The organism is Carboxylicivirga caseinilyticus (assembly GCF_050589785.1).
In the GTDB taxonomy this organism is placed as follows: domain Bacteria; phylum Bacteroidota; class Bacteroidia; order Bacteroidales; family Marinilabiliaceae; genus Carboxylicivirga; species Carboxylicivirga caseinilyticus.
In genome coordinates this window covers 1-21,939 of sequence record NZ_JBNGOX010000045.1, presented here as the reverse complement: position 1 = coordinate 21,939, position 21,939 = coordinate 1, and the positions used below count along the sequence as shown (strand labels likewise).

At 38.0% G+C, this 21,939-nt stretch carries 19 protein-coding genes; 18 read left to right on the top strand and 1 reads right to left on the bottom strand.

All coding sequences use genetic code 11. The features are described from left to right. Window positions 1–34 precede the first annotated feature (34 nt). A complete protein-coding gene (gene purE / locus ACRD62_RS18595) occupies window positions 35–541 on the bottom strand; it encodes a 5-(carboxyamino)imidazole ribonucleotide mutase (RefSeq protein ID WP_430821613.1) in 507 nt (168 codons plus the stop codon). A 204-nt stretch (window positions 542–745) separates the two neighbouring features. On the opposite strand from purE, the gene hpt reads away from it, so the two are divergent. The 18 genes from hpt (at window position 746) to ACRD62_RS18505 (ending at window position 21,864) form a co-directional block, all read left to right on the top strand. Further along, the gene (gene hpt / locus ACRD62_RS18590; RefSeq protein ID WP_430821612.1) at window positions 746–1,282 is read left to right on the top strand and encodes a hypoxanthine phosphoribosyltransferase; all 537 of its coding nucleotides are present in this window, start codon (window positions 746–748) and stop codon (window positions 1,280–1,282) included. Window positions 1,283–1,301: 19 nt separating this feature from the next. Next, window positions 1,302–1,886 (top strand): adenylate kinase, encoded by a 585-nt coding sequence (locus tag ACRD62_RS18585; RefSeq protein WP_430821611.1) that lies wholly within the window; start codon window positions 1,302–1,304, stop codon window positions 1,884–1,886. A gap of 82 nt (window positions 1,887–1,968) precedes the next feature. Beyond that, on the top strand, window positions 1,969–2,967 hold the full coding sequence (gene obgE, locus ACRD62_RS18580; RefSeq protein WP_430821610.1) for a GTPase ObgE: 999 nt from the start codon (window positions 1,969–1,971) through the stop codon (window positions 2,965–2,967). Next, window positions 2,937–4,751 (top strand): MutS-related protein, encoded by a 1,815-nt coding sequence (locus ACRD62_RS18575; RefSeq protein WP_430821609.1) that lies wholly within the window; start codon window positions 2,937–2,939, stop codon window positions 4,749–4,751. The genes obgE and ACRD62_RS18575 overlap by 31 nt, the downstream gene beginning before the upstream one ends. Before the next feature lie 135 nt (window positions 4,752–4,886). Further along, window positions 4,887–6,755 carry a DNA topoisomerase IV subunit B gene (locus ACRD62_RS18570; protein ID WP_430821608.1) on the top strand — a complete coding sequence of 623 codons (1,869 nt, stop codon included), beginning with the start codon at window positions 4,887–4,889 and terminating at the stop codon, window positions 6,753–6,755. A 4-nt stretch (window positions 6,756–6,759) separates the two neighbouring features. Continuing rightward, window positions 6,760–9,393 (top strand): DNA gyrase/topoisomerase IV subunit A, encoded by a 2,634-nt coding sequence (locus ACRD62_RS18565; RefSeq protein WP_430821607.1) that lies wholly within the window; start codon window positions 6,760–6,762, stop codon window positions 9,391–9,393. 2 nt (window positions 9,394–9,395) lie between these two features. Then, window positions 9,396–9,923 (top strand): shikimate kinase, encoded by a 528-nt coding sequence (locus tag ACRD62_RS18560; RefSeq protein ID WP_430821606.1) that lies wholly within the window; start codon window positions 9,396–9,398, stop codon window positions 9,921–9,923. A gap of 71 nt (window positions 9,924–9,994) precedes the next feature. Continuing rightward, complete coding sequence (locus ACRD62_RS18555) at window positions 9,995–10,420, top strand: hypothetical protein (protein ID WP_430821605.1); 426 nt, start codon at window positions 9,995–9,997, stop codon at window positions 10,418–10,420. A gap of 134 nt (window positions 10,421–10,554) precedes the next feature. Then, a complete protein-coding gene (gene hemA / locus ACRD62_RS18550) occupies window positions 10,555–11,820 on the top strand; it encodes a glutamyl-tRNA reductase (RefSeq protein ID WP_430821604.1) in 1,266 nt (421 codons plus the stop codon). 47 nt (window positions 11,821–11,867) lie between these two features. Then, window positions 11,868–12,797, top strand: coding sequence for a hydroxymethylbilane synthase (gene hemC, locus ACRD62_RS18545; RefSeq protein WP_430821603.1), 930 nt, complete (start codon window positions 11,868–11,870; stop codon window positions 12,795–12,797). A gap of 10 nt (window positions 12,798–12,807) precedes the next feature. Beyond that, the gene (locus ACRD62_RS18540) at window positions 12,808–13,560 is read left to right on the top strand and encodes a uroporphyrinogen-III synthase (RefSeq protein ID WP_430821602.1); all 753 of its coding nucleotides are present in this window, start codon (window positions 12,808–12,810) and stop codon (window positions 13,558–13,560) included. 17 nt (window positions 13,561–13,577) lie between these two features. After that, window positions 13,578–14,558 carry a porphobilinogen synthase gene (hemB, locus tag ACRD62_RS18535; RefSeq protein WP_430821601.1) on the top strand — a complete coding sequence of 327 codons (981 nt, stop codon included), beginning with the start codon at window positions 13,578–13,580 and terminating at the stop codon, window positions 14,556–14,558. Window positions 14,559–14,655: 97 nt separating this feature from the next. Continuing rightward, complete coding sequence (gene hemL, locus ACRD62_RS18530) at window positions 14,656–15,945, top strand: glutamate-1-semialdehyde 2,1-aminomutase (protein ID WP_430821600.1); 1,290 nt, start codon at window positions 14,656–14,658, stop codon at window positions 15,943–15,945. A gap of 102 nt (window positions 15,946–16,047) precedes the next feature. Continuing rightward, on the top strand, window positions 16,048–17,079 hold the full coding sequence (hemE, locus tag ACRD62_RS18525) for a uroporphyrinogen decarboxylase (RefSeq protein WP_430821599.1): 1,032 nt from the start codon (window positions 16,048–16,050) through the stop codon (window positions 17,077–17,079). 93 nt (window positions 17,080–17,172) lie between these two features. Continuing rightward, entirely contained in the window at window positions 17,173–18,552 is a 1,380-nt protein-coding gene (hemN, locus tag ACRD62_RS18520) for an oxygen-independent coproporphyrinogen III oxidase (protein ID WP_430821598.1), read from the top strand. A 390-nt stretch (window positions 18,553–18,942) separates the two neighbouring features. After that, window positions 18,943–19,341 (top strand): hypothetical protein, encoded by a 399-nt coding sequence (locus tag ACRD62_RS18515; protein ID WP_430821597.1) that lies wholly within the window; start codon window positions 18,943–18,945, stop codon window positions 19,339–19,341. Window positions 19,342–19,569: 228 nt separating this feature from the next. Beyond that, entirely contained in the window at window positions 19,570–21,453 is a 1,884-nt protein-coding gene (locus tag ACRD62_RS18510; protein ID WP_430821596.1) for a ComEC/Rec2 family competence protein, read from the top strand. Window positions 21,454–21,471: 18 nt separating this feature from the next. After that, window positions 21,472–21,864 carry a hypothetical protein gene (locus ACRD62_RS18505; protein ID WP_430821595.1) on the top strand — a complete coding sequence of 131 codons (393 nt, stop codon included), beginning with the start codon at window positions 21,472–21,474 and terminating at the stop codon, window positions 21,862–21,864. Window positions 21,865–21,939 lie beyond the last annotated feature (75 nt).

Below are 21,939 nucleotides of genomic sequence, written 5' to 3'. Positions count from 1 at the left end.
GTTGACTCTCCAAAAACATTATTAAAACAAAATCTTAGTTTGTTTTAAACTTATACTTTACTTCAGCTAATTCCTGATTAGCTTTAACAATTTTATCTTTCAGGCTTTCTTTAAATGCGGCTACTTTCTCAGCAAGAGCAGCATCGCCGGTTGCAATAATTTGTGCAGCCAGAATTCCTGCATTTTGGGCGCCATTAATTCCAACAGTTGCTACAGGTATTCCCGGAGGCATCTGAACAATAGCTAATAAAGCATCAAGTCCATCCAGGCTGGCATTAATTGGTACACCAATAACCGGTATTTTCACCATCGAAGCAATTACTCCAGGCAAATGAGCTGCCATCCCAGCAGCTGCAATAATAACTTTCACCCCTCTGTCTTCTGCGTTCTTGGCAAACTCCTCTACTTGTGCAGGCGTTCTATGAGCCGACAAAGCGTTAATTTCAAAAGGAATTTCAAGGTCATTCAAAAAGTCGGCAGCTTTTTTCATCACTGGCAAATCAGATGTGCTACCCATAATAATGCTCACTTTTGGTTGCATATCAAATGGTTTATTTAAATTATTAATAGTTGTAAGAAACTAAAATATTTCACAAAAATATATAACAACAAACTAAATGCATGTGTTTAAGCATATTTTTTATAATTTTGCAGCTTAAAACCTGAATTAACCTCTTTTAAGGCAGGATAATGCCTCTGTAAAAGAGGTTTATGTTTTTTATGGCAATAATAAAAAGAACCTAAAATGGAACGAGTTAAAGTATTAGATAAGGAATTTGTATTAAGCATTTCCGAAGAAAATATTTTAAAAGCAGTTGAAGAAGTTGCAACACGTATAAATACAGAACTGGAAGGCAAAAATCCTTTGATGTTATGTGTATTGAATGGTTCGTTTATGTTTGCCTCGGATTTAATGAAACGAATTACCATTCCTTGTGAGATCAGCTTTGTTAAGCTTTCTTCCTATCAGGGAACCGGATCAACAGGTAAAGTAAAAGAACTGATTGGTTTAAACGAAGATATTACCGGTCGTACGATTGTATTACTGGAGGATATTGTTGACACTGGATTAACTATTTCTAATACGGTTGATCAGGTTAAATCGATGGGGCCGGCAGAAGTGCGTGTGGCTACCATGTTGTTTAAACCAGATGCATGTAAGAAAGATATAACCTTACATTATGTCGGGATGAATATTCCAAATGATTTTATTGTGGGTTATGGATTGGATTACGATGGATATGGTCGTAACTTGCGGAATATCTATACATTGGCGGAGTAATAATATTTAAATATCGAAAATGCTTAATCTTGTAATCTTTGGACCTCCCGGATCTGGAAAAGGAACTCAAGGGGTAAAAATTGCTGAAAAGTACAGCTTGGAACATGTTTCAACAGGTGATTTATTAAGAAATGCTATTCACAATAATACAGCTGAAGGTATGATTGCCAAAAGCTTTATTGATAAAGGTGAATTAGTGCCTGATGATGTAATTATCGACATTATGGATGTTTTTATGGAGAAACTTCCTATTGATAAAGGTATACTGTTTGATGGTTTTCCAAGAACTGTTGCTCAGGCTGAAGCTTTAAACGGATTATTAATTGATCATGGCAGGTCTCTTTCTGCTCTTCTTAATTTGGAGGTAGAAAATGAAGAGTTGATTGAGCGTTTGGTTCTTAGAGGTCAAACTTCAGGTCGTTCTGATGACAACGAAGAAACCATCAAGAAACGTTTGGAAGTATACGAGGCTCAGACCTTGCCTGTATTGGATTATTACAAGAAAAAAGGAGTTTACAAATCTGTAAAAGGAGTGGGAGATATCGAAGAAATTTTCACCAATATCTGCCAGGTTCTTGATAAAGTAGTAGAAGCCGAAGTTTAACAATACTTTTATAACACTGAGCCACGGTAGTCTTTTGTATTGCCGTGGCTTATTGTATTTTTGCAAGCATAAAAACAATGTTATGGCCGGATCAAATTTTGTTGATTACGTTAAAATATTTTGTCGCTCAGGAAAAGGTGGAGCTGGATCAGCGCATTTGCGTCGTGAGAAGTTTGTTGCCATGGGTGGACCCGATGGTGGAGATGGCGGACGTGGTGGTCATATCATTGTTACAGGTAACCGAAATACCTGGACGCTGCTGCATCTGAAATACAAACGTCATATCTTTGCAGGTCATGGTGGATCGGGTGGAAAACAAGGATCTACCGGTGCCGATGGTGAAGATAAGTACATTGAAGTGCCATTGGGTACAGTAGCCAAGGATGCCGAAACGGGCGAAGTGCTCTTTGAAATAACAGAACACGATCAGCAGGAGATCCTGGTTAAAGGTGGACGTGGTGGTTTAGGTAACGTGCATTTTAAATCTTCTACCAATCAAACACCGCGATATGCACAGCCGGGAGAGGATGCTGTTGAAATGGCCGCCATACTTGAGTTAAAAGTTTTAGCAGATGTTGGTTTAGTAGGTTTCCCAAATGCTGGTAAATCAACTTTGTTATCTGTTGTTTCGGCAGCTAAACCAGAGATTGCAGATTATCCGTTTACAACATTGGTACCTAACCTGGGAATTGTTTCTTATCGCGAGCATCAATCGTTCTGTATGGCTGATATACCTGGAATAATTGAAGGAGCCAGCGAAGGAAAAGGTATCGGTTTACGTTTTCTTCGTCATATTGAACGTAACTCTATTTTGTTGTTTCTGGTTCCTGCAGATGCTGAGAACATCCGAAAAGAATACGAGATTTTGTTGAATGAGTTAAGTCAGTATAATCCTGAATTACTTGATAAATCAAGACTACTAGCTATCTCAAAGGCTGATATGCTGGATGCTGAACTGATAGAAGAAATTAAACAAGATCTTCCCGACATCCCTTCTATTTTTATATCTTCGGTGGCCAACCAGGGAATCACTGAATTAAAAGATATGATATGGAAGGAACTGATGGACGCCAACAAATAGTCGATCGATATAAAAATCTTCAACAACTAAAAGAAACTAAAGCAAATGAACTGAAGAAGCAAAGTAACGCTGTTGCCTTGCTTCGCTTAGCTTTGTTTGTAGCTTCTTTTGCAATTCCTTTTACTTTTTTTGAGAGTTGGAGTATTCCTTTCTTTGTTGTATTCTCTTTGTTGTTTGTTCTCTTTCTGGGATCGGTTTATCTGGCTTTTCGTTTGGGCCAACAAAAAAAAGAGAATCAAATATATTTAGATCTTTACCATAAAGAAATCAGAATATTAAACGAGCAATGGACGGATGAGCCTGATGGATCAGAGTGGATTAATCCCAATCACGACTATGCTCACGATCTGGACTTGTTCGGGAAAGGTTCTTTATTTCAATACCTCAATCGGTCTGCTACGAAAGAAGGACACAGGAAACTGGCAGATAAGTTAAACTCAATTTCGTTGGATCAAAATGAGATTCAGGAAAAGCAGAAGGCAATTAAAGAGTTGTCTGATCATCCGGAATTCAGGGAAGCATTTTTTGTGAAAGCAAGTCTTGTTGAAGAGGGCCGTAAAAAGAAGAATGAGTTTGATTTAGGCAGTCAGCCTGATCTTAACTTCGTTACCGGGTTTATAAAATATATCGCATTTGCCTTTCCGGTAATTAGTATTATTGTTTTTATTCTTACCATGGCTGATGTTATTACATCATCGGTTCTTCTTGTATGGTTTTTAACCGGTTTGGGTATAACCAGTCAGTTCCTGCGGAAAGTAAATAGAGTTCATAACGAGGTAACAACACTGGGGCGATACCTGAATAGTTATTCAGAGTTGATCAGACTTTTTGAGAATTATCAGACAAAATCTGATTACCTCGATATTCTTCAGAAGCGATTGATGACGGAAGGGAAAAAGGCAAGTGAATCCACAAAACAATTAGGAAAGACCATTCAATATCTCGATCAACGATTGAATATGATTATGGGAATTGTGATTAATGGGTTTTTTCTTTGGGATTTACTGGTATGTATGGCACTTCGTAAATGGTACGACAAGCATGGCTCAAATCTTTTGGTTTGGATTGATACATTAGCCGAAGTAGAAGCTCTAAATAGTTTTGCGAATTTCGTTTATAATAACCCGGAAACCATTTGTCCACAGGTTTCAACAGAAACGATACTGGATGCTTCACTGTTGGGACATCCTTTGATTCCCTTAAAAGAGAGGGTAAGTAATGATTTTTCTATTAAAGGTGAGAATAGGATTTGTGTGGTTACCGGAGCCAATATGGCAGGTAAGAGTACTTTTTTAAGAACTGTGGGAGTCAATCTCATATTAGCAGGTAATGGTTGTACGGTTGCTGCAAAAAAGTTTGTTTACAAGCCTCTTACCTTTATCACTAATATGAGAGCGGTTGATAATCTGCTGAAACATGAGTCATATTTCTTTGCAGAGTTGAGTCGTTTGCAGATGATTATGGAACGTCTGAAAGAAAAAGGAGAACTATTCTTTATTCTGGATGAGATATTGAAAGGAACCAATTCGCACGATAAAACAACAGGTTCCATTGCTTTGATCAAACAATTGTTGAAGCTAAATGGAACGGGGATAGTGGCCACGCATGATCTGGAATTGGGAGACTTGCAAAACGAACATCCGGAAAAAATTTTCAACAATTGTTTTGAAGTATCTTTCGAAGATGATGGACTTCAGTTTGATTACAAGCTTCGAAGTGGCGTCACGCAAAGTCATAATGCATCTTACCTGATGCGTAAAATGGGCTTGATACCAGTAGATTAAAATCCCATTTGCAGGTAAAAAAGGCTGTTGTTGTTGATAAACAAATTATCAAACTTTTGTCGATTTAATTATATTTGGGATGGTTTTATTATTCGGTTGGACCATTTATCCAAAATTTTAAAGGAGTAAGCGAGTATGCAGAGTAGTCAAAATAATCAGAACTATTCAGAAGATACTATTAGAACGCTGGATTGGAAAGAACATATCCGTAAGCGTCCTGGTATGTATATTGGAAAGTTAGGTGACGGTACATATGCCGATGATGGTATTTATGTATTGCTCAAGGAAGTAATGGATAACTCTATCGATGAATTTATGATGGGTAACGGAAAGAAAATTGAAGTTACACTAAGTGAAGATGGCAGAGTTACCGTTCGCGATTATGGTCGTGGTATTCCATTGGGTAAAGTAATTGATGTTGCCTCCAAAATGAATACGGGTGCTAAGTATGACTCAAAAGCTTTTAAAAAGTCGGTTGGTTTGAACGGTGTTGGTATTAAGGCGGTTAATGCTCTAAGTACCAGTTTTAATGTTCAGGCATATCGCGACGGACAAACCAAGCGCGTAGAATTTAGTCGTGGCGAGGTGGTTAATGATCATGAACTAACGATGTCTCCCGATAAAAACGGAACTTTTATTGAATTTACTCCGGACCCAACCATTTTCGAAAACTTTAAGTTCCAGGAAGAGTACATCGAAACACTTCTGAAAAATTATACCTACCTGAATAAAGGTCTGGCCATTATTTTTAATGGACGTGTTTTTCAGAGTAAAAACGGACTGATCGACCTGTTGAATGAAAACATGGATTCGGAGCCATTGTATCCTATTATCCAGCTGGCTGATGAAGACCTTGAGATTGCCATCACACACGGTAATCAATACGGCGAAGAATATTATACCTTCGTAAATGGTCAGCATACCACCCAGGGAGGTACGCATTTGATTGCATTCAGAGAAGCCTACGTCAAAACCATTCGCGATTTCTACAATAAAAACTTTGATGTTTCTGATATCAGAACCGGTATCATTGCAGCCATCAGTATCAAAATTGAAGAACCTGTTTTTGAGTCTCAGACCAAAACAAAACTAGGCTCTAAAGATATGGGGCCGAATGGTCCATCGGTGCGGAATTACGTACTGGATATGATTACTGAAAAGCTGGATAACTTTCTGCATAAAAATGCTGAATGTGCAGATATCCTTCATAAAAAGATTTTGGAATCGGAGAAAGAACGGAAAGCTATTTCAGGCATCCAGAAGCTGGCTCGCGAAAGGGCTAAGAAAGTTAGTCTGCATAACAAAAAGCTTCGTGATTGTCGTACTCATTACACGTCTAACAAAGAGGAAAAACTGGATAGCTCCATCTTCATAACAGAGGGAGACTCAGCGAGTGGATCCATCACAAAAGCCCGTAATGTAAACTCTCAGGCTGTATTTAGCTTAAAGGGAAAACCTTTGAACAGCTATGGACTTACCCGAAAAGTAGTATACGAAAACGAGGAATTCAACCTGCTTCAGGCCGCTTTGGATATTGAAGAAGGTTTGGAAACATTGCGTTACAACCATGTGATTATCGCCACTGATGCCGATGTGGATGGTATGCATATTCGATTGTTATTGCTTACGTTCTTTTTGCAATTCTTCCCTGAACTGGTGAAAAACGGACATTTATACATTCTGCAAACTCCTTTATTCAGAGTTCGAAATAAGAAGAAAACCATCTATTGCTATTCTGATGAAGAAAAGATTGCAGCCATTAAAAAGCTGGGAGCCAAACCTGAGATTACCCGATTTAAAGGATTGGGAGAGATTTCACCTGATGAGTTCAAGCACTTTATCGGAAAGGATATTCGTCTGGAACAGGTTAGAATGAAAAAGGATGTTCCGGTTAAAGACCTGCTTGAGTTTTATATGGGTAAAAACACACCTGATCGCCAGAATTTCATTATTGATAATCTGGTGATTGAAGAAGATTTGGTTAATGATTTAGAAGCGATTTAGTAGCATGAGTCACGACGATATAAATAACACCGACCTACCTGAAGATGTAAATCCGGAAGATAATCAACCGGATGAAAACAAAGCGGAAAGTAATCAGGTATGGAACGAGTCCAAATTAAGTCATCTTCCCGGTATGTACCGCGAGTGGTTCCTGGATTACGCATCCTATGTAATTCTTGAACGTGCTGTTCCGCATATCAATGACGGTTTAAAACCTGTTCAACGACGAATCTTACATGCCATGCGTCGTATGGATGACGGGCGTTACAACAAGGTTGCCAATATTATTGGATTTACCATGCAGTTTCACCCGCACGGTGATGCTTCAATTGGTGATGCTTTGGTACAGCTTGGTCAGAAAGATTTATTGATCGATTGTCAGGGTAACTGGGGTAATGTTTATACAGGCGATAGTGCTGCTGCCCCTCGTTACATTGAGGCTCGTTTAACCAAATTTGCCCAGGAAGTTGTGTTTAATCCAAAAACAACCGAATGGAAATTGTCATACGACGGTCGTAATAACGAACCTGTAACTTTGCCGGTTAAATTCCCATTGCTGTTGGCTCAGGGTGTTGAAGGAATTGCTGTTGGTCTGGCTTCAAAATTATTGCCACATAACTTCAACGAATTGATTGATGCTTCTATCAATCACCTTGAAGAAAAACCGTTTGAATTGTATCCCGACTTCCCGACAGGAGGTATGATGGATGCATCAAGATATAATGATGGATTGCGTGGTGGAGCTGTTAAAGTAAGGGCAAAGATTTCTAAGGTGGATAGTAAAACACTGATGATCTCTGATATTCCTTATGGAAAGAATACCACCAGTTTGATTGAATCGATTTTAAAAGCCAATGAAAAAGGTAAGATTAAAATCAAGAAGATTGATGATAACACAGCTGAGAATGTAGAGATCCTGATTTATCTGCCACCGGGATCATCACCAGATAAAACCATCGATGCCTTATATGCATTTACCGATTGCGAGGTTTCCATATCGCCAAATGCATGTATTATCAAAGATAACAAGCCTCATTTTATTGGTGTTTCTCAAATTTTAAGAGAGAATACCGATAATACCAAGTATCTTCTTAAAAGAGAATTGGAAATCAGAAGAGGTGAACTGGAAGATGCATGGCACATGTCTTCTTTGGAGCGCATCTTCATCGAGAATAAGATTTATCAGCGCATTGAGGATTGTGAGACATGGGAAGCGATCATACAAACGATCGATCATGGTTTGGAGCCTTTTAAACCTTCATTACGAAGAGAGGTAACACGCGATGATATCACCAAACTTACTGAGATTAAGATCAAGCGTATTTCAAAGTTTGATGCCAAGAAAGCGGATGAATACATCGCTTCGTTGGAAGAAGAAATGGAACAGATCGATTATAATCTGGCCAATCTTATTACCTACGCCATTGATTATTACAAGCGTATCAAAAAACAGTTTGGTAAAGATTTTACACGTAAAACAGAGATTCGCAGCTTTGAAAATATTGTGGCATCCAAAGTGGTTGTGAAGAATGAAAAGCTTTACATTAATCGTGAAGATGGATTCATTGGAACTTCGTTGAAGAAAGATGAATTTGTTTGTGATTGTTCTGATATTGACGATGTTATCATCTTTTACAAGGATGGTAAATACATGATTACCAAAGTATCCGATAAGGCTTTTGTAGGTAAGGATATTATCCATATTGCAGTGTTCAAAAAGAACGACAAGCGTACGATATACAATACCGTTTACCGCGATGGTAAAAACGGGTTGGTTTATATGAAACGATTTGCCGTAACGGGTATTACCCGTGATAAAGAGTATGATATCACCCAAGGTAAGCCGGGTTCTTCAATCATGTATTTTAGTGCCAACCCTAATGGAGAATCCGAGATTCTGAAAGTGGTTCTGAGACCTAAAGCACGTATCCGAAATTTGATCTTTGACCTTGACATGGGCGAGCTGGCAATTAAGGGCCGTGGAGCAATGGGTAATATTGTTACCAAATACGAGGTGCAGAAGGTTGTACTTAAGAAAAAAGGTGAATCAACACTGGGAGGACGTAAAATCTGGTTCGAACATGAAACTTTACGCCTGAATGCTGATGGAAGAGGTAAGTTTTTGGGTGAATTTCATGCAGGTGAACAGATTCTGGTAATTACAAAAGATGGTAAGTTCTTCCATACTACCTATGATTTAAGTAATCACTACGAAGATAATATTCTGATCATCGAGAAATTTAATTCCAACACCGTTTGGTCTGCTGTTTATTTCGATGCCGATCAGGATTTCTACTATGTGAAGCGATTCCAGCTGGATGTGTCGGTTAAACCACAATCGTTTATTGGTGAAAATGCCAAATCGAGATTGGTGAACATGACGCATGTTGACTACCCTCGATTGGAGGTTAAGTTTGGAGGAGATGATAAACTGCGCGAAAAACTGATTGTGGAAGTGTCTGAGTTTATCGGAGTCAAAAGCTTTAAAGCTAAAGGTAAACGACTCACAACTTATCAGATCTCAAAAATTCAGGAGTTAGAACCACTCATCAAGGAAGAACCAAAGGAAGAAGAACCGGAGGATGTGAGTCGCGATGAAGATATTGAAAATGATAAGGATCAAATGTCGTTGTTTTAGCCATGGAAATTAAGCGCGTTTTTTTAGTTGGTTTTATGGGGAGTGGTAAATCTACTCTCGGCAGGCGCTTGAAACATGAGATGAGCTGGAATTTTCTTGATCTGGACGATGTATTTGAAGAGAAATTTCAAACCACAATAAAACAATATTTTGCCGACTATGGCGAAGATGCTTTTCGTATTGCAGAAAAAGAATGTCTGCATGATGTGATGCACCTCGAAAATGTAATTATTGCAACGGGAGGAGGTACACCTTGCTTCTTTGATAATATGGAAGTGATGAATAAAAATGGGCTGACTATTTATCTGAAATTAAGCGTTGAAACTATTATTTCTCGGTTGAGCTCAGGAAAAAATGTTCGTCCGTTGGTTGCCGATAAATCGGGTGATGAGTTGTATAACTTCATCGATGAGAAACTAAAGGAAAGAGAAGGTTTTTACAGTCAAAGCAAGGTAATTGCCGATGCCGAGATTCTGAGTGTTGATGCTTATGTAAATATCATCAGGGCTTCAAGCGATTTGTCTTCCTAAACTACCGTTGCTTTATTTGTTCATATCTATAAACTTGCCATCGTGGCATTTTTATATGATATTAGCATACTATGTTCAAGTCGGTACAAATAGGATGGGCGGTCATTTTTATTCTTCTAACCATTATGACAATTCTGGGATTCACGGTTGACCAGAATAGTTTAATTTTTTCAGCTCTCGTTTGTATTATTGTTCTGCTTCTCACTTATCGTTTAACCATAACCATTGATAATAACTGGATAAAATTCTCGATGGGTATTGGACTTATCAATGGCAAGTTTGCAATAAAAGATATTCTTGATTGTGCTGCTGTTGAGTATATTCCATTGGGTTGGGGAATTCGTTTCAGACCCGGAAAAATCATCTACAATGTGGCCGGAAGTAAAGCCCTTGAATTAACTGTGAAAGGCAAAAGTCTGAAGATCTGGATCGGGACTGATGATCCGGAAACCCTGGTCAGAATTATCCGTGAAATCAAACGTAAACAAATGCTTTAAACTATTTGTTAGTTTGTTCAACATCAATTTTCGCAATCTTTATCTGTATTTACAGAATTACTACAGATTTCAAAATTACTTTTGATTAGTAGCTAACAGTTAGTTTGTGAACAACGCCAAAATTTAAAGGTTATATGGTTGGTTTAATAGGAATTAGTCACCAAACAGCTAAACTTGAAATACGAGAACAACTGGTTATTTCCAAAGATGAAATAGCTGGTTTATATGAATATCTGAATCGTGAATGTGACGTTAACGGTATCATGGCTTTGAGTACATGCAATCGTACCGAACTATATTTCGAAGCAGAAAGTTCACAAGTAGATAATAGCCAATCATACACCGAAAAAGTAATTAAAGCTTACGTCGCTTACTTCAAAAAATCAGAAAGCATCAAACAATATTTGTATACTCATATTGGGTTGGATGCTGCACGTCATTTATTCAGAGTTACTACCGGGTTAGACTCATTAATACTTGGAGAATACCAAATTGTTTCGCAATTAAAAGAAGCTTTCTCGTGGGTGGACAACACTGCTATGGTGGGTCCTGAATTGACACGAATGGTACATAAAGCTTTTGAAGCAGGCAAAGAAGTTCGTACCCGAACCTCTATCAATAAGGGAGCTGTCTCGGTAAGTTCAGCAGCTGTTGAGTTGATGGGTAAGAAACTGGGATGTCATTCAAAAATTAAAGCACTAACTGTTGGGGCTGGTGAAACAGGTACTATTGTTGCTATCAACTTGTCAAAAAAAGGATGTATCAATAACCATGTTTCCAACCGTACGTTTGACAAAGCAATTCAGCTGGCTGATAGAGTAAACGGAAAAGCCGTATTGTTTGAAAACTTTATCGATGAACTTCAGTATGTTGATATTGTAACCTTCACTACAGGATCACCAAGAGCCTTATTAACAAAGGATATTGCCGAAGAGGTGATGAAAAAACGAGATGGTCAACCTCTGATGGTTATGGATTTATGTAATCCCCGTAATGTTGAACCAACCGTTGCTCAAATTGAAGGGATAACGCTTTTCGATCTTGATCAAATGGAAGAAGTGGTAAAAGCTAATTTTGAGAAACGTAAAGGTAAACTGGAAGAAGCCGAAGCTATAATTGAAGAAGTACTGGAAGAATTTGAAAGTTGGCTGAATATGCGTATGATGAGTGCTGCTATCAGTTCTATAACTTCAACTTTTAGAAATATACATGCTGTCGAAGCCAAAAACTACAAGAAGGCCAAAGACAAAGAAAGCTCGCAAAAAATTACAGAATATGGCGATCATCTGAGTGCTAAGTTTACCCGAATGATCATTAAGCAAATAAAAGAAGTAACCAATGAAGGTCGTGATCCTGAAAAGGTGAAACTAATCGAAGAATTTTTTAATTTCAGCTCTTAAATAAGTTAACGGATGGGTCTACGCCCATCCGTTTTTAAATCTCTTATATGACAACCGCAACAATTAGAATAGGCACACGGGGCAGTAAACTGGCGTTATATCAGGCTAATCTGGTAAAGACAAAATTAGAAGCTGCTTATCCTACCCAATCTTTTGAGATTATTATCATCTCAACCAAAGGAGATAAAATTCTGGATGTAGCATTATCAAAAATTGGTGATAAAGGTTTATTTACGAAAGAGCTCGAACATGCACTTTTTGCTCGGGAAGTTGATATGTGTGTGCATAGTTTGAAAGATCTGCCAACCGTTTTTCCTGAAGGTGCTAAATTGGGTGCTATCCTGGAAAGGGCCGAATTCAAAGATGCCTGGGTGAGCAAAGATGGTTTGAGTCTGGAAGAGATGGATGAAACGCACAAGGTTGCAACCTCGAGTCTTAGAAGAATAGCTCAGGTTAAACGTATTAATCCAAAGGTTGAAGTTGTTGACATCAGAGGAAATGTTGATACACGACTAAAGAAGATGAAAGATGGTTATTGTGATGCCATGGTGATGGCCGGTGCAGGATTGATTCGCTTGGGTTATGATGCTGAAATTACTGAACTTTTTGAACCGGAAAATCTGATACCTGCCTGCGGACAAGGTGCTATTGCCATTGAGATTCGTGATAACGATTCGAAAATGGAAGAACTGGTGAATGCATTACACTGCGAGCAATCATATAATAAAATAACAGCTGAAAGAAGCTTTCTGAATGAGCTTGAAGGAGGTTGTCAAATACCCATTGGTGCTTATGCAACAATTAACGGTGATGAATTAGTGCTGACCGGGATGGTTGCTTTACCCGACGGATCCAAAGAAATTAGAGCAACAGAAAGTGGAAAAACTGTTGACGCAGAAAAAATTGGTCGTAAATTAGGGCAAAAAATCATTACTTTAGGGGGCAATGATATTTTAATCCAAGTCAGAAATAATTAAATCAGCTTTTATGGATCCTTATTCGCGCGAAACAGCCGTAATCTTAACTCATCCAATCGGGGAAGATGATTTATTGTATAACGGATTACTAGGGGAGGGCATTGATGTTATCCGCGATCCTATGATCAACACCGAACAAATTGAACTTTGTAAAGATGAACTGAATGTAATCTTTCAAAGTCGACGAATTATTTTCACAAGCAAACGGGGTGTAGAGTATTTTCTTAATCAGGTGAAACCAGCCGATATCTTAGATAAGAATTTTATCTGTATCGGTAAAAAAACAGCTCAGATCCTTGAGAAATCGGGCCTTAAAGCCTGGTGGGTATCCAATGGTCGTACTGCTTCAGATCTGGTTGAGGAACTGCGCGAAGTGCATTTTTCTAAAAATGAAAAGTGGGTTAGTTTGTTGGGAGAATTGGCTGAAAATACTTTGGAGGATGGACTTCAGGATTTATGTGATTACAAACGATATAATATATACAGGACTACTAACGCTGATTCGCGTAACGAAAAAACAGAAGCTTTATTGAAGGCAAAACGGCCAATGCTTGTTGTTTGTACCAGTCCTTCTTGTTTTGATGGTTTTATGGATATCTATGGTGACCTAATTCATGATGAAGTTGGTTTTGCTTCCATCGGTCCTACAACCACCAAAAGTATGAAAAAGAGGGATGTCAATCCTGTAGTAATTGCCCGGTTATCAACCTACGAAGGTTTGTGGCAGGAAATGAAATTACAATTAAAACCCGATTATCAATAAAATAAAACAAAAACAATATGGCTTTTCCGGAAACCCGATTAAGACGATTAAGATACAATAAGATATTACGACATATGGTAACCGAAACTCATTTAAGAGTTGAGGATTTAGTTTACCCGTTGTTTGTTTGTCCTGGCGAAGGTGTTAAGAATCCAATCAGTTCCATGCCGGGAAACTATCAAATGTCGGTGGATGTTTTGGTTGAAGAATGTAAAAGGGCTGTTTCAAAAGGGGTGAAAAGCATTCTGTTGTTTGGTATTCCGGAGCATAAAGATGAGCATGGTCATGTAGCATGCCAGGCTGATGGTATTGTTCAAAAAGCTATCCGTGCTATCAAAGCCGAAATTGATGATATTCTAATCATTGCAGATGTTTGTAACTGCGAATATACAACTCATGGTCACTGCGGTACCATTATAGATGGAGATGTAGATAACGACTCTACATTGCAAACCTTGGCTGATCAATCGGTATCACTGGCGCAGGCCGGAGCTGACATCATTGCCCCAAGTGATATGATGGACGGAAGGATTGGTAAAATAAGAACAGCTCTGGATGAAGCAGGCTTTGAAAAAACACCAATCATGTCGTATGCTGCCAAATATGCATCAGGCTTCTACGGTCCATTCCGCGAGGCAGCTGAAAGTGCACCTCAATTTGGCGACAGAAGTACCTATCAAATGAATCCGGCCAACAGCGATGAAGCAATGCGCGAAGTTGCCGAAGATATTAACGAGGGTGCAGATATTGTAATGGTTAAGCCGGCATTAAGTTATCTGGATATCATCTATCGTGTTAAGAATGAATTTGAAATGCCAACAGCAGCGTATAATGTAAGTGGTGAATTTAGTATGGTAAAAGCTGCCGGAAGTAAAGACTGGATTGATGAAAATCGTGTGATGATGGAGGTTTTGCTTTCAATCAAACGTGCCGGTGCTGATATCATTATTACTTATCATGCATTGGATGCAGCAGATATATTAAATACTAAAAAATAAACAAGCCTTTAGTTTTTATCCATCTGCTGCTAACATTATTTCAACAAATTACAAGTTGTCATCTTGATACTTGTTTCTTAAATCTTGATACTTAGAAATGAATAAAAATAGCAAACAAGCCTTTCAGGAAGCTCAAAAAGTAATTCCTGGTGGAGTTAATTCACCTGTTCGGGCTTTTAAAAGTGTGGGAATTGATCCATTATTTATTAAAAAAGCCAAAGGAACAACTGTTTGGGATATTGATGAAAATGAATATATCGACTTTGTTGCCTCTTGGGGGCCTTTGATTTTAGGTCATGCACACGAAGATGTTGTTAAGGCAGTTGCCGATGCTGCATCTTTGGGAACCAGTTATGGTGCGCCAACGCTCATTGAGACAGAAATGGCGAAGCAAATTGTAAAGATGGTGCCTTCAATCGAAAAGGTTCGTATGGTTAATTCAGGTACTGAAGCTACGATGAGTGCGATTCGTTTAGCTCGGGGTTATACCAAACGTGAATTAATCATCAAATTTGCAGGTTGTTATCACGGTCATGGCGACAGCTTTTTGATTAAAGCGGGTTCAGGTGCTATCACTTTAGGTTTGCCTGATAGTCCGGGTGTTACCAAAAGTACAGCCAAAGATACTTTAACAGCAGATTATAATAATCTGGAATCGGTTCAGGCATTGTTTGATCAGCATAAAGATGAAATAGCAGCCGTAATTGTTGAGCCTGTGGCCGGAAATATGGGAGTTGTTCCACCTGTTAAAGGATTCCTGGAAGGATTACGTCAGATTACAAATGATAACGGTGCTTTATTGATTTTTGATGAGGTTATTACGGGTTTCCGTCTGGCAAAAGGTGGAGCTCAGGAGTATTACAATGTAATGCCTGACATCACAACATTGGGTAAGATTATTGGTGGAGGATTACCTGTGGGTGCTTATGGAGGAAGTGCTGAAATAATGGATATGCTGGCACCTATCGGACCGGTTTATCAGGCAGGTACCTTATCCGGAAATCCTTTGGCCATGGCAGCTGGTTTAACAGCTTTACGAAAGCTGGATGAAACACCAGATGCATACAGTGATTTGGAGAAAAAGGCTCAGTTTGTTGAGGAAGGTTTTAAACTAAACGCAAAGGATTTGGGTTTACATGTTGTTTTGAACCGGGTTGGTTCCATGATGACAGCTTATTTTACAGATGCGGAACAAGTAAGTTCTTTTGAAGAGGCTATGACTTCAGATACAAAAAAGTATGCTGATTATTTCAAAGGAATGTTGGAGAACGGTTTATACATTGCACCTTCTCAATTCGAGTGTTTGTTTATTTCGATGGCACACACTGAAAAGGATTTGGAGAAACTGATTAAAGGAAACCGAAAAGCATTGGAAGCATTAAAATAGTATCAAGACGTAAGACAAAAGATGCAAGACCAGATAAACACTATTTGATATAATTTGGTTGATAATCTTGATACTTGATACTTTAATCTTGATACTAAAAGAATGGCAAATATATTTCTAGATACAATACAAGGTAAAGATACTCAGCGACCGCCGGTATGGTTTATGCGTCAGGCAGGAAGGGTATTGCCTAATTACAGAGCCCTGAAAGAGAATTATTCTTTTTCGGAGTTAATGGAAAATCCTGAACTGGCAGCAAAGGTAACACTTATGCCCATCTATGATTTGGGTGTGGATGCCGCCATTTTGTTTTCTGATATTCTGGTGGTTCCTGAGGCTTTGGGAATGTCATTAAAATTTACGGATGCAGGACCTGTATTTGGTGCTCCGTTGCATTCATACGATGATCCGGTAAAACAGCTTAACAAGGACATGACAAAATTGGATCATGTTTATGCGGCTATTGATAAGATTATTGAGACACGTCCTGAGAACAAGCCGTTGATAGGTTTTTGTGGTGGCTTACTCACTACTTTCTGCTTTATGTTTCGCGATAATGTGCGCGACATTACTTTTAAGAATGCCACTGAGTTTCTATACAAGGACAGAAAAACCAGTCAGAAGATTATAGATGCTCTGACAGAAGTTTCCATCGAGTATGCTGTTAAACAAGTTGAGCATGGAGTAGAAGCTTTTCAGTTATTTGAGACCTACGGTGGTTTATTACCTGAAGAGTTATATCTGGAAATGATTCTTCCGGCATCAAAAAAGATCTTAAAAGCAGTTAGAGATAAAGGCATTCCAACCATCTATTTTCCAAAGGATCTAGGTAATGGAATTAGTGCCGTAACCAAAGAGGTATCTGACTTTGTGGGTATCGACTGGCGTATGTCATTAAAACATGCCCGTTCAATTGTTGATCCAGAGGTTGGTTTACAAGGTAATCTTGATCCACGACTTCTTTATGCAAGTCAGGAAGAGATCGAAAAAGAACTAAATAAAACCTATCTGCCATTCGGACGCGAAAATCAAAAATGGATTTTCAACCTGGGTCATGGTATTTTACCTGATTTACCCGTTGAGAATGTACAATTTGTAATTGATTGGGTAAAATCAGCAAACTGGAACAGATGATAATTGTTAATGGTGAATGGTTAATTATTAATGAGTACTTGTCTTAACCATTTACAATTAACCATTAATAATTGATAATTAACCATTAAAACGATGTTGAAATTTGACAGGAATCTTCTGGATAAATACAATGTAGCAGGGCCACGATACACCAGTTATCCGCCGGCTACATTCTTTCATACCGAGTACGGAAACGCGGATTATAAAGAAAGCGTGATTGTATCCAATAAGGAGAATCCTGAAAATGTTTCGGTTTACATTCATATTCCGTTTTGCCCCCAGCTATGTACATTTTGTGGATGTACCACCTACACTGGTATGGGAGCCAAAACCATCGAGAGTTATATTGATGCCTTGATTAAAGAAATCGATCTGGTTTCGCAAGATATTTCAACTGAAAGAAAACTGACACAGGTCCATTGGGGAGGAGGAACTCCCAATGCCATTTCTGCCAAGCTTATAAGGAAAGTTACTGAGGCCATCAAGAGGAACTTTTCATTTGCCGATAGTTATGAAATGGCAATGGAATGCAGTCCTGCTTATCTTGATTTTAAGATGGTGGACGAACTACGCGATATGGGCTTTAATCGTATCAGCCTGGGAGTTCAGGATTTTAAGCCAGAGGTTTTGAAAGCCATCAATAGAAAAGCTCCACGTGTTCCGGTTAAAGAAATGATTGCTTACCTGCGAAAAGCCGGATTCTCAGGTATTAATGTGGATTTGGTTTACGGGCTTCCTTTTCAAACCCGTGAGAGTTTTAATGAAACAGTTCAAATGGCTTTGGAAGCTGATCCCGATCGTTTGGTGACTTTCTCCTATGCCCATGTTCCATCCGTTATGACTCGTCAGAAAGAGCTGGAACAATACGGTTTGCCGGGCGCTGATGAAAAAATTACCATGCTTGAGGATGCTTATAACTCAGCTGTTAATGCAGGTTATGTGCCAATTGGAATGGACCATTTTGCAAAACCTGATGATGATTTTGCCATTGCTTTGAGAGATAAAAAACTTCACCGTAATTTCCAGGGGTATTGTACCCGCGAAACAACCGGTCAGGTTTATGGGTTTGGCACATCCAGTATCAGTCAGTTGTTTAATGCCTACAGCCAGAACGAGAAAACCATCAAAGCCTATATGGATCGAGTTGAAAAGGATGGCAGAGCTGTTGTTAGAGGTTATAAGCTTAATCAGAATGAGCAGATTGTTCGACAGGTGATTAATGAATTAATGTGTAACTATTTTGTCGATTTTAAACAGGTTGCCTCTGATTTTGATACTTCGGTAAGTGTGGTTTACAAGGCCGTTGATTTCCAATTGGAGAAAATTCAGCCTTTTATTATTGATGAACTGCTCGAACTTGCCAATGATGAACTTACTGTGAAAGGACAAGGAAGGTTTGTAATTCGTAATATTGCCATGGCCTTCGATCCTGCATTAAAAAGTGGTAAAGGGCAGTATTCAAAGACTGTGTAAAGTCTCTTCCAGAATAATATCACAATGCATCAGCTTAAAAAGTTGGTGCATTGCTTGTTTGTACAGGAGAGGTATAGTACCTCAATGCAAGGAAATCATACTTCGGAAGAGTTGTACTTCTTAATCAAATTCTATATCTAACTCAAGAAAAGGTTTAAATTACAATAGTAAAAATATATTCATCAAACAAAATACTATTCCTGTCATTAAATAAAGGTTATTTATCCTAAATATCGGATAACTGTGCTTTATGAGGTATTACGATTATTAGTTTTTGCAATTAATAGAATATAGGAACAAATAATCCGACAGGAGTAACCAACAAATCGAAGAATTATTTAAGCGCTATGTGGAGAAATGGTAATGAAAAAATATTATGTGATTTTATTAATGCTGCTTTCAGTAGCTTGTATTAGAGAGACCGGAGTAATAACAGAAACCGTAATTGTAAATATTAGTGGCGATAGTATTTCGTTCACAGCATACACTTATTACGGAGATGATATTACTCTTAAACTAGCCAACGGTGAGAAAGCTATTGAAAAAAGAAGTGGCGATACGGGAGATTCAGAAATATTTCCAATAACTATAGCAGATTCTGTAATAATAATATTTAACAAAACTAGAATAGCGAAATATTATGCCAATGATATTACAAAAGACCGAAGTCCTTTCGATCTTGATTCTTACCTTGAAGAAACACTTGGGCAAAAGGATTATTTTGACAGGTACAAATTTACCTACACCATAACAGAAGAAGACTACAACAATGCTATACCAATCAAATAGTTATATGTATCAGATGATTCAAAAGGATACGATCTTATTTTCAAATAATAAATAAAGATCGCATCCTAAATATTAAGCCAATAGTTTTTAGGGTTATCGAATTGCTATTATGTGACAGATTGGTGTACTATTGTGTTATTTACAAGGAGTAAATTTCTTTCATTGATTGTAAAGTATTACAGTCGCCTATATTTGTTAGGAAACGATTGATAAACAAATTTTATTCTAATGAGAGGAATTATACAATTAAGAACACTCGGTTTATATCTGGTCTTTCTATTACTTGGTAACAGCTTTGCGTATAGTCAGAATATTGTATTCCCTGAACTTGTTGAGTATCCCGACGGTATAATGAGTTCTGTTTATAATGCAGGACCAGGAATGGCTAATGATAAAGATGCTGTGACATCAGAGGATTCTAAAATGTATGTAATCAGTAATACCAGTCTGGGTACCTTTTCAAATTACATCCAATCTCTTATAAATAACGGACTCGAACAGATTTCAACAAACAAAATTGATGACAATGTATTTTATACATTAAAGAAAGGTAAGCAGTTATATTATCTGTATTATGTTGGAAGTAAAAAGCAAGCTCACCTTATTCAGGATAATTCTTCCAGAACACTATTAGATGAGTTGGATTCTCCTGAACAAGGATCGGGTGATACTGAGTTCTATCTGTATAGTTTAGATTACACACATGGTGAAGGACAAACAAGTTACTATGATTATTGGAAGATTGATTGCGGCGCCATGCTTATTATTAAACTGAAAGATAACAGTTTATTTATTGTGGATTCGGGCCACGAACGGCAAAGTAGTAAGGCTGCCATAGAAGGCCTTCTTAAGTTTATGTATGATATAACGGGGCAAAAACCAGGTTCAACTATTAATATTCGAGCTTGGTTTTATTCTCATGCACATGGCGATCATGTTTACATGACCTATCCCTTTTTGGAAAAATACCATGATGTAATTAATTTGGAAAGTGTATTACATAACATTCCTTCTTACCAGGTGATGAGGGGTGGATATGATGGCAATACCTTCCTGATGAAAAATACCATCAACAAATATTACCCCCATTGCAAATTTGTAAAGTTACATACCGGTCAGGAATATAATCTTCAGGGGATAGGATTCGATGTATTATTTACACATGAAGATGGAGTTGATGCATCTGGTAAAAATACCATTGGCAACTTCAATGAGACTTCAACTATTTTACGGGTTACTATTAACGGCAAAAAGATAATGTTATTGGGCGACACTGATGGTATAGGTCAGGCAAATATGTTGGCTATGTATTCTGATGAAACGCTTAAAAGCGACTGTGTTCAAACCACCCACCATGGATACAATAATGTTACACCACTTTATAATGCATTAAAGGCTCCACTGGTTTTATTCTGTAATTCGAGTGAAAATGCAAAGGATAATAATTTGGATAAATATAATGGGGCAATGAATGCGATGAGCAATACTACAGCTTTATTTGCTGATCCTGACACATACAAACTAACCGTTGAAAATGGAGAATTCGTTACCGAAAAAATTCCGAGTTATCGTGCTGATTTTATCACGGTTGATCTTCCTGATGTCACTTTTGAAGCTACAGCAAATGGAACTCAGGAAGACATAAATGTTGTGTTAAATAAAATGTCTCTATCAGATAAGGTTATCGATAAATCGGTAACAGGCACCGCAAGTTTAAGTAAAGATGAAACCTGCTCCCGATTGTTCGATGGACAAACATCAACAAAATATTGCACCAAAACCATTCCTGCATCAATCGCATGGACGATGAAAGAACGGGTGAAACTTAAGTGGTATGTTATCTATACTGCCAATGATAATGAAACCCGACCAGGACGTAATCCTTCAGAATGGGGATTGTTTGGATCGAATGATGGGCTAAAATGGACCTTAATAGATGCTGTAAAAGACCCGCAACTGCCAGATGCCAATAACGTTGGGGTTGCATTTAAAATCTCAAAACCTAAAGCTTACAGTTATTACTCTATTAAGTTTAATTCCAGTGACGGGGCAGACATTTTACAAGTTTCTGAGATCGGATTGTATACCAATGCTAAAGGGAAAAGTAAATAATTTACCAGGCTTAATTGTATGAGAAAATATAACTACATCAAATTTTTCACTCTATTCTTGATTGTGCAGATGATGTTCATAGATATGAATGCTCAATCAATGTTATATGTTGGTGGCCATTTTCGCAGAGAACGCCCATCAACAGTAAAGATATTAAAGGATTCCGGTTTTGAAACGGTTATTCTTTTTAATATTCAAGTGGTACCCAATGGTAACCTAACGACTGATGGAGAGTTGATATGTTCCAATGGAGATTATGTTTTTGATCAGGTACAACCAAATTATGCACAGGACGTTAAGGATCTCGTTACAGGAAGAACTTCAATCACAAGAGTGGAAACATGTATTGGCGGATGGGGATCTACTTCGTATGATAATATCAAAAGTTTACTTAGGCGATTTCAGAAGTAATACTTAAAAAGGAAAATATATGAGGTTAATCTTTACCGATTAGCCTCTTTGTTTTTCATAATAATATATTGATTC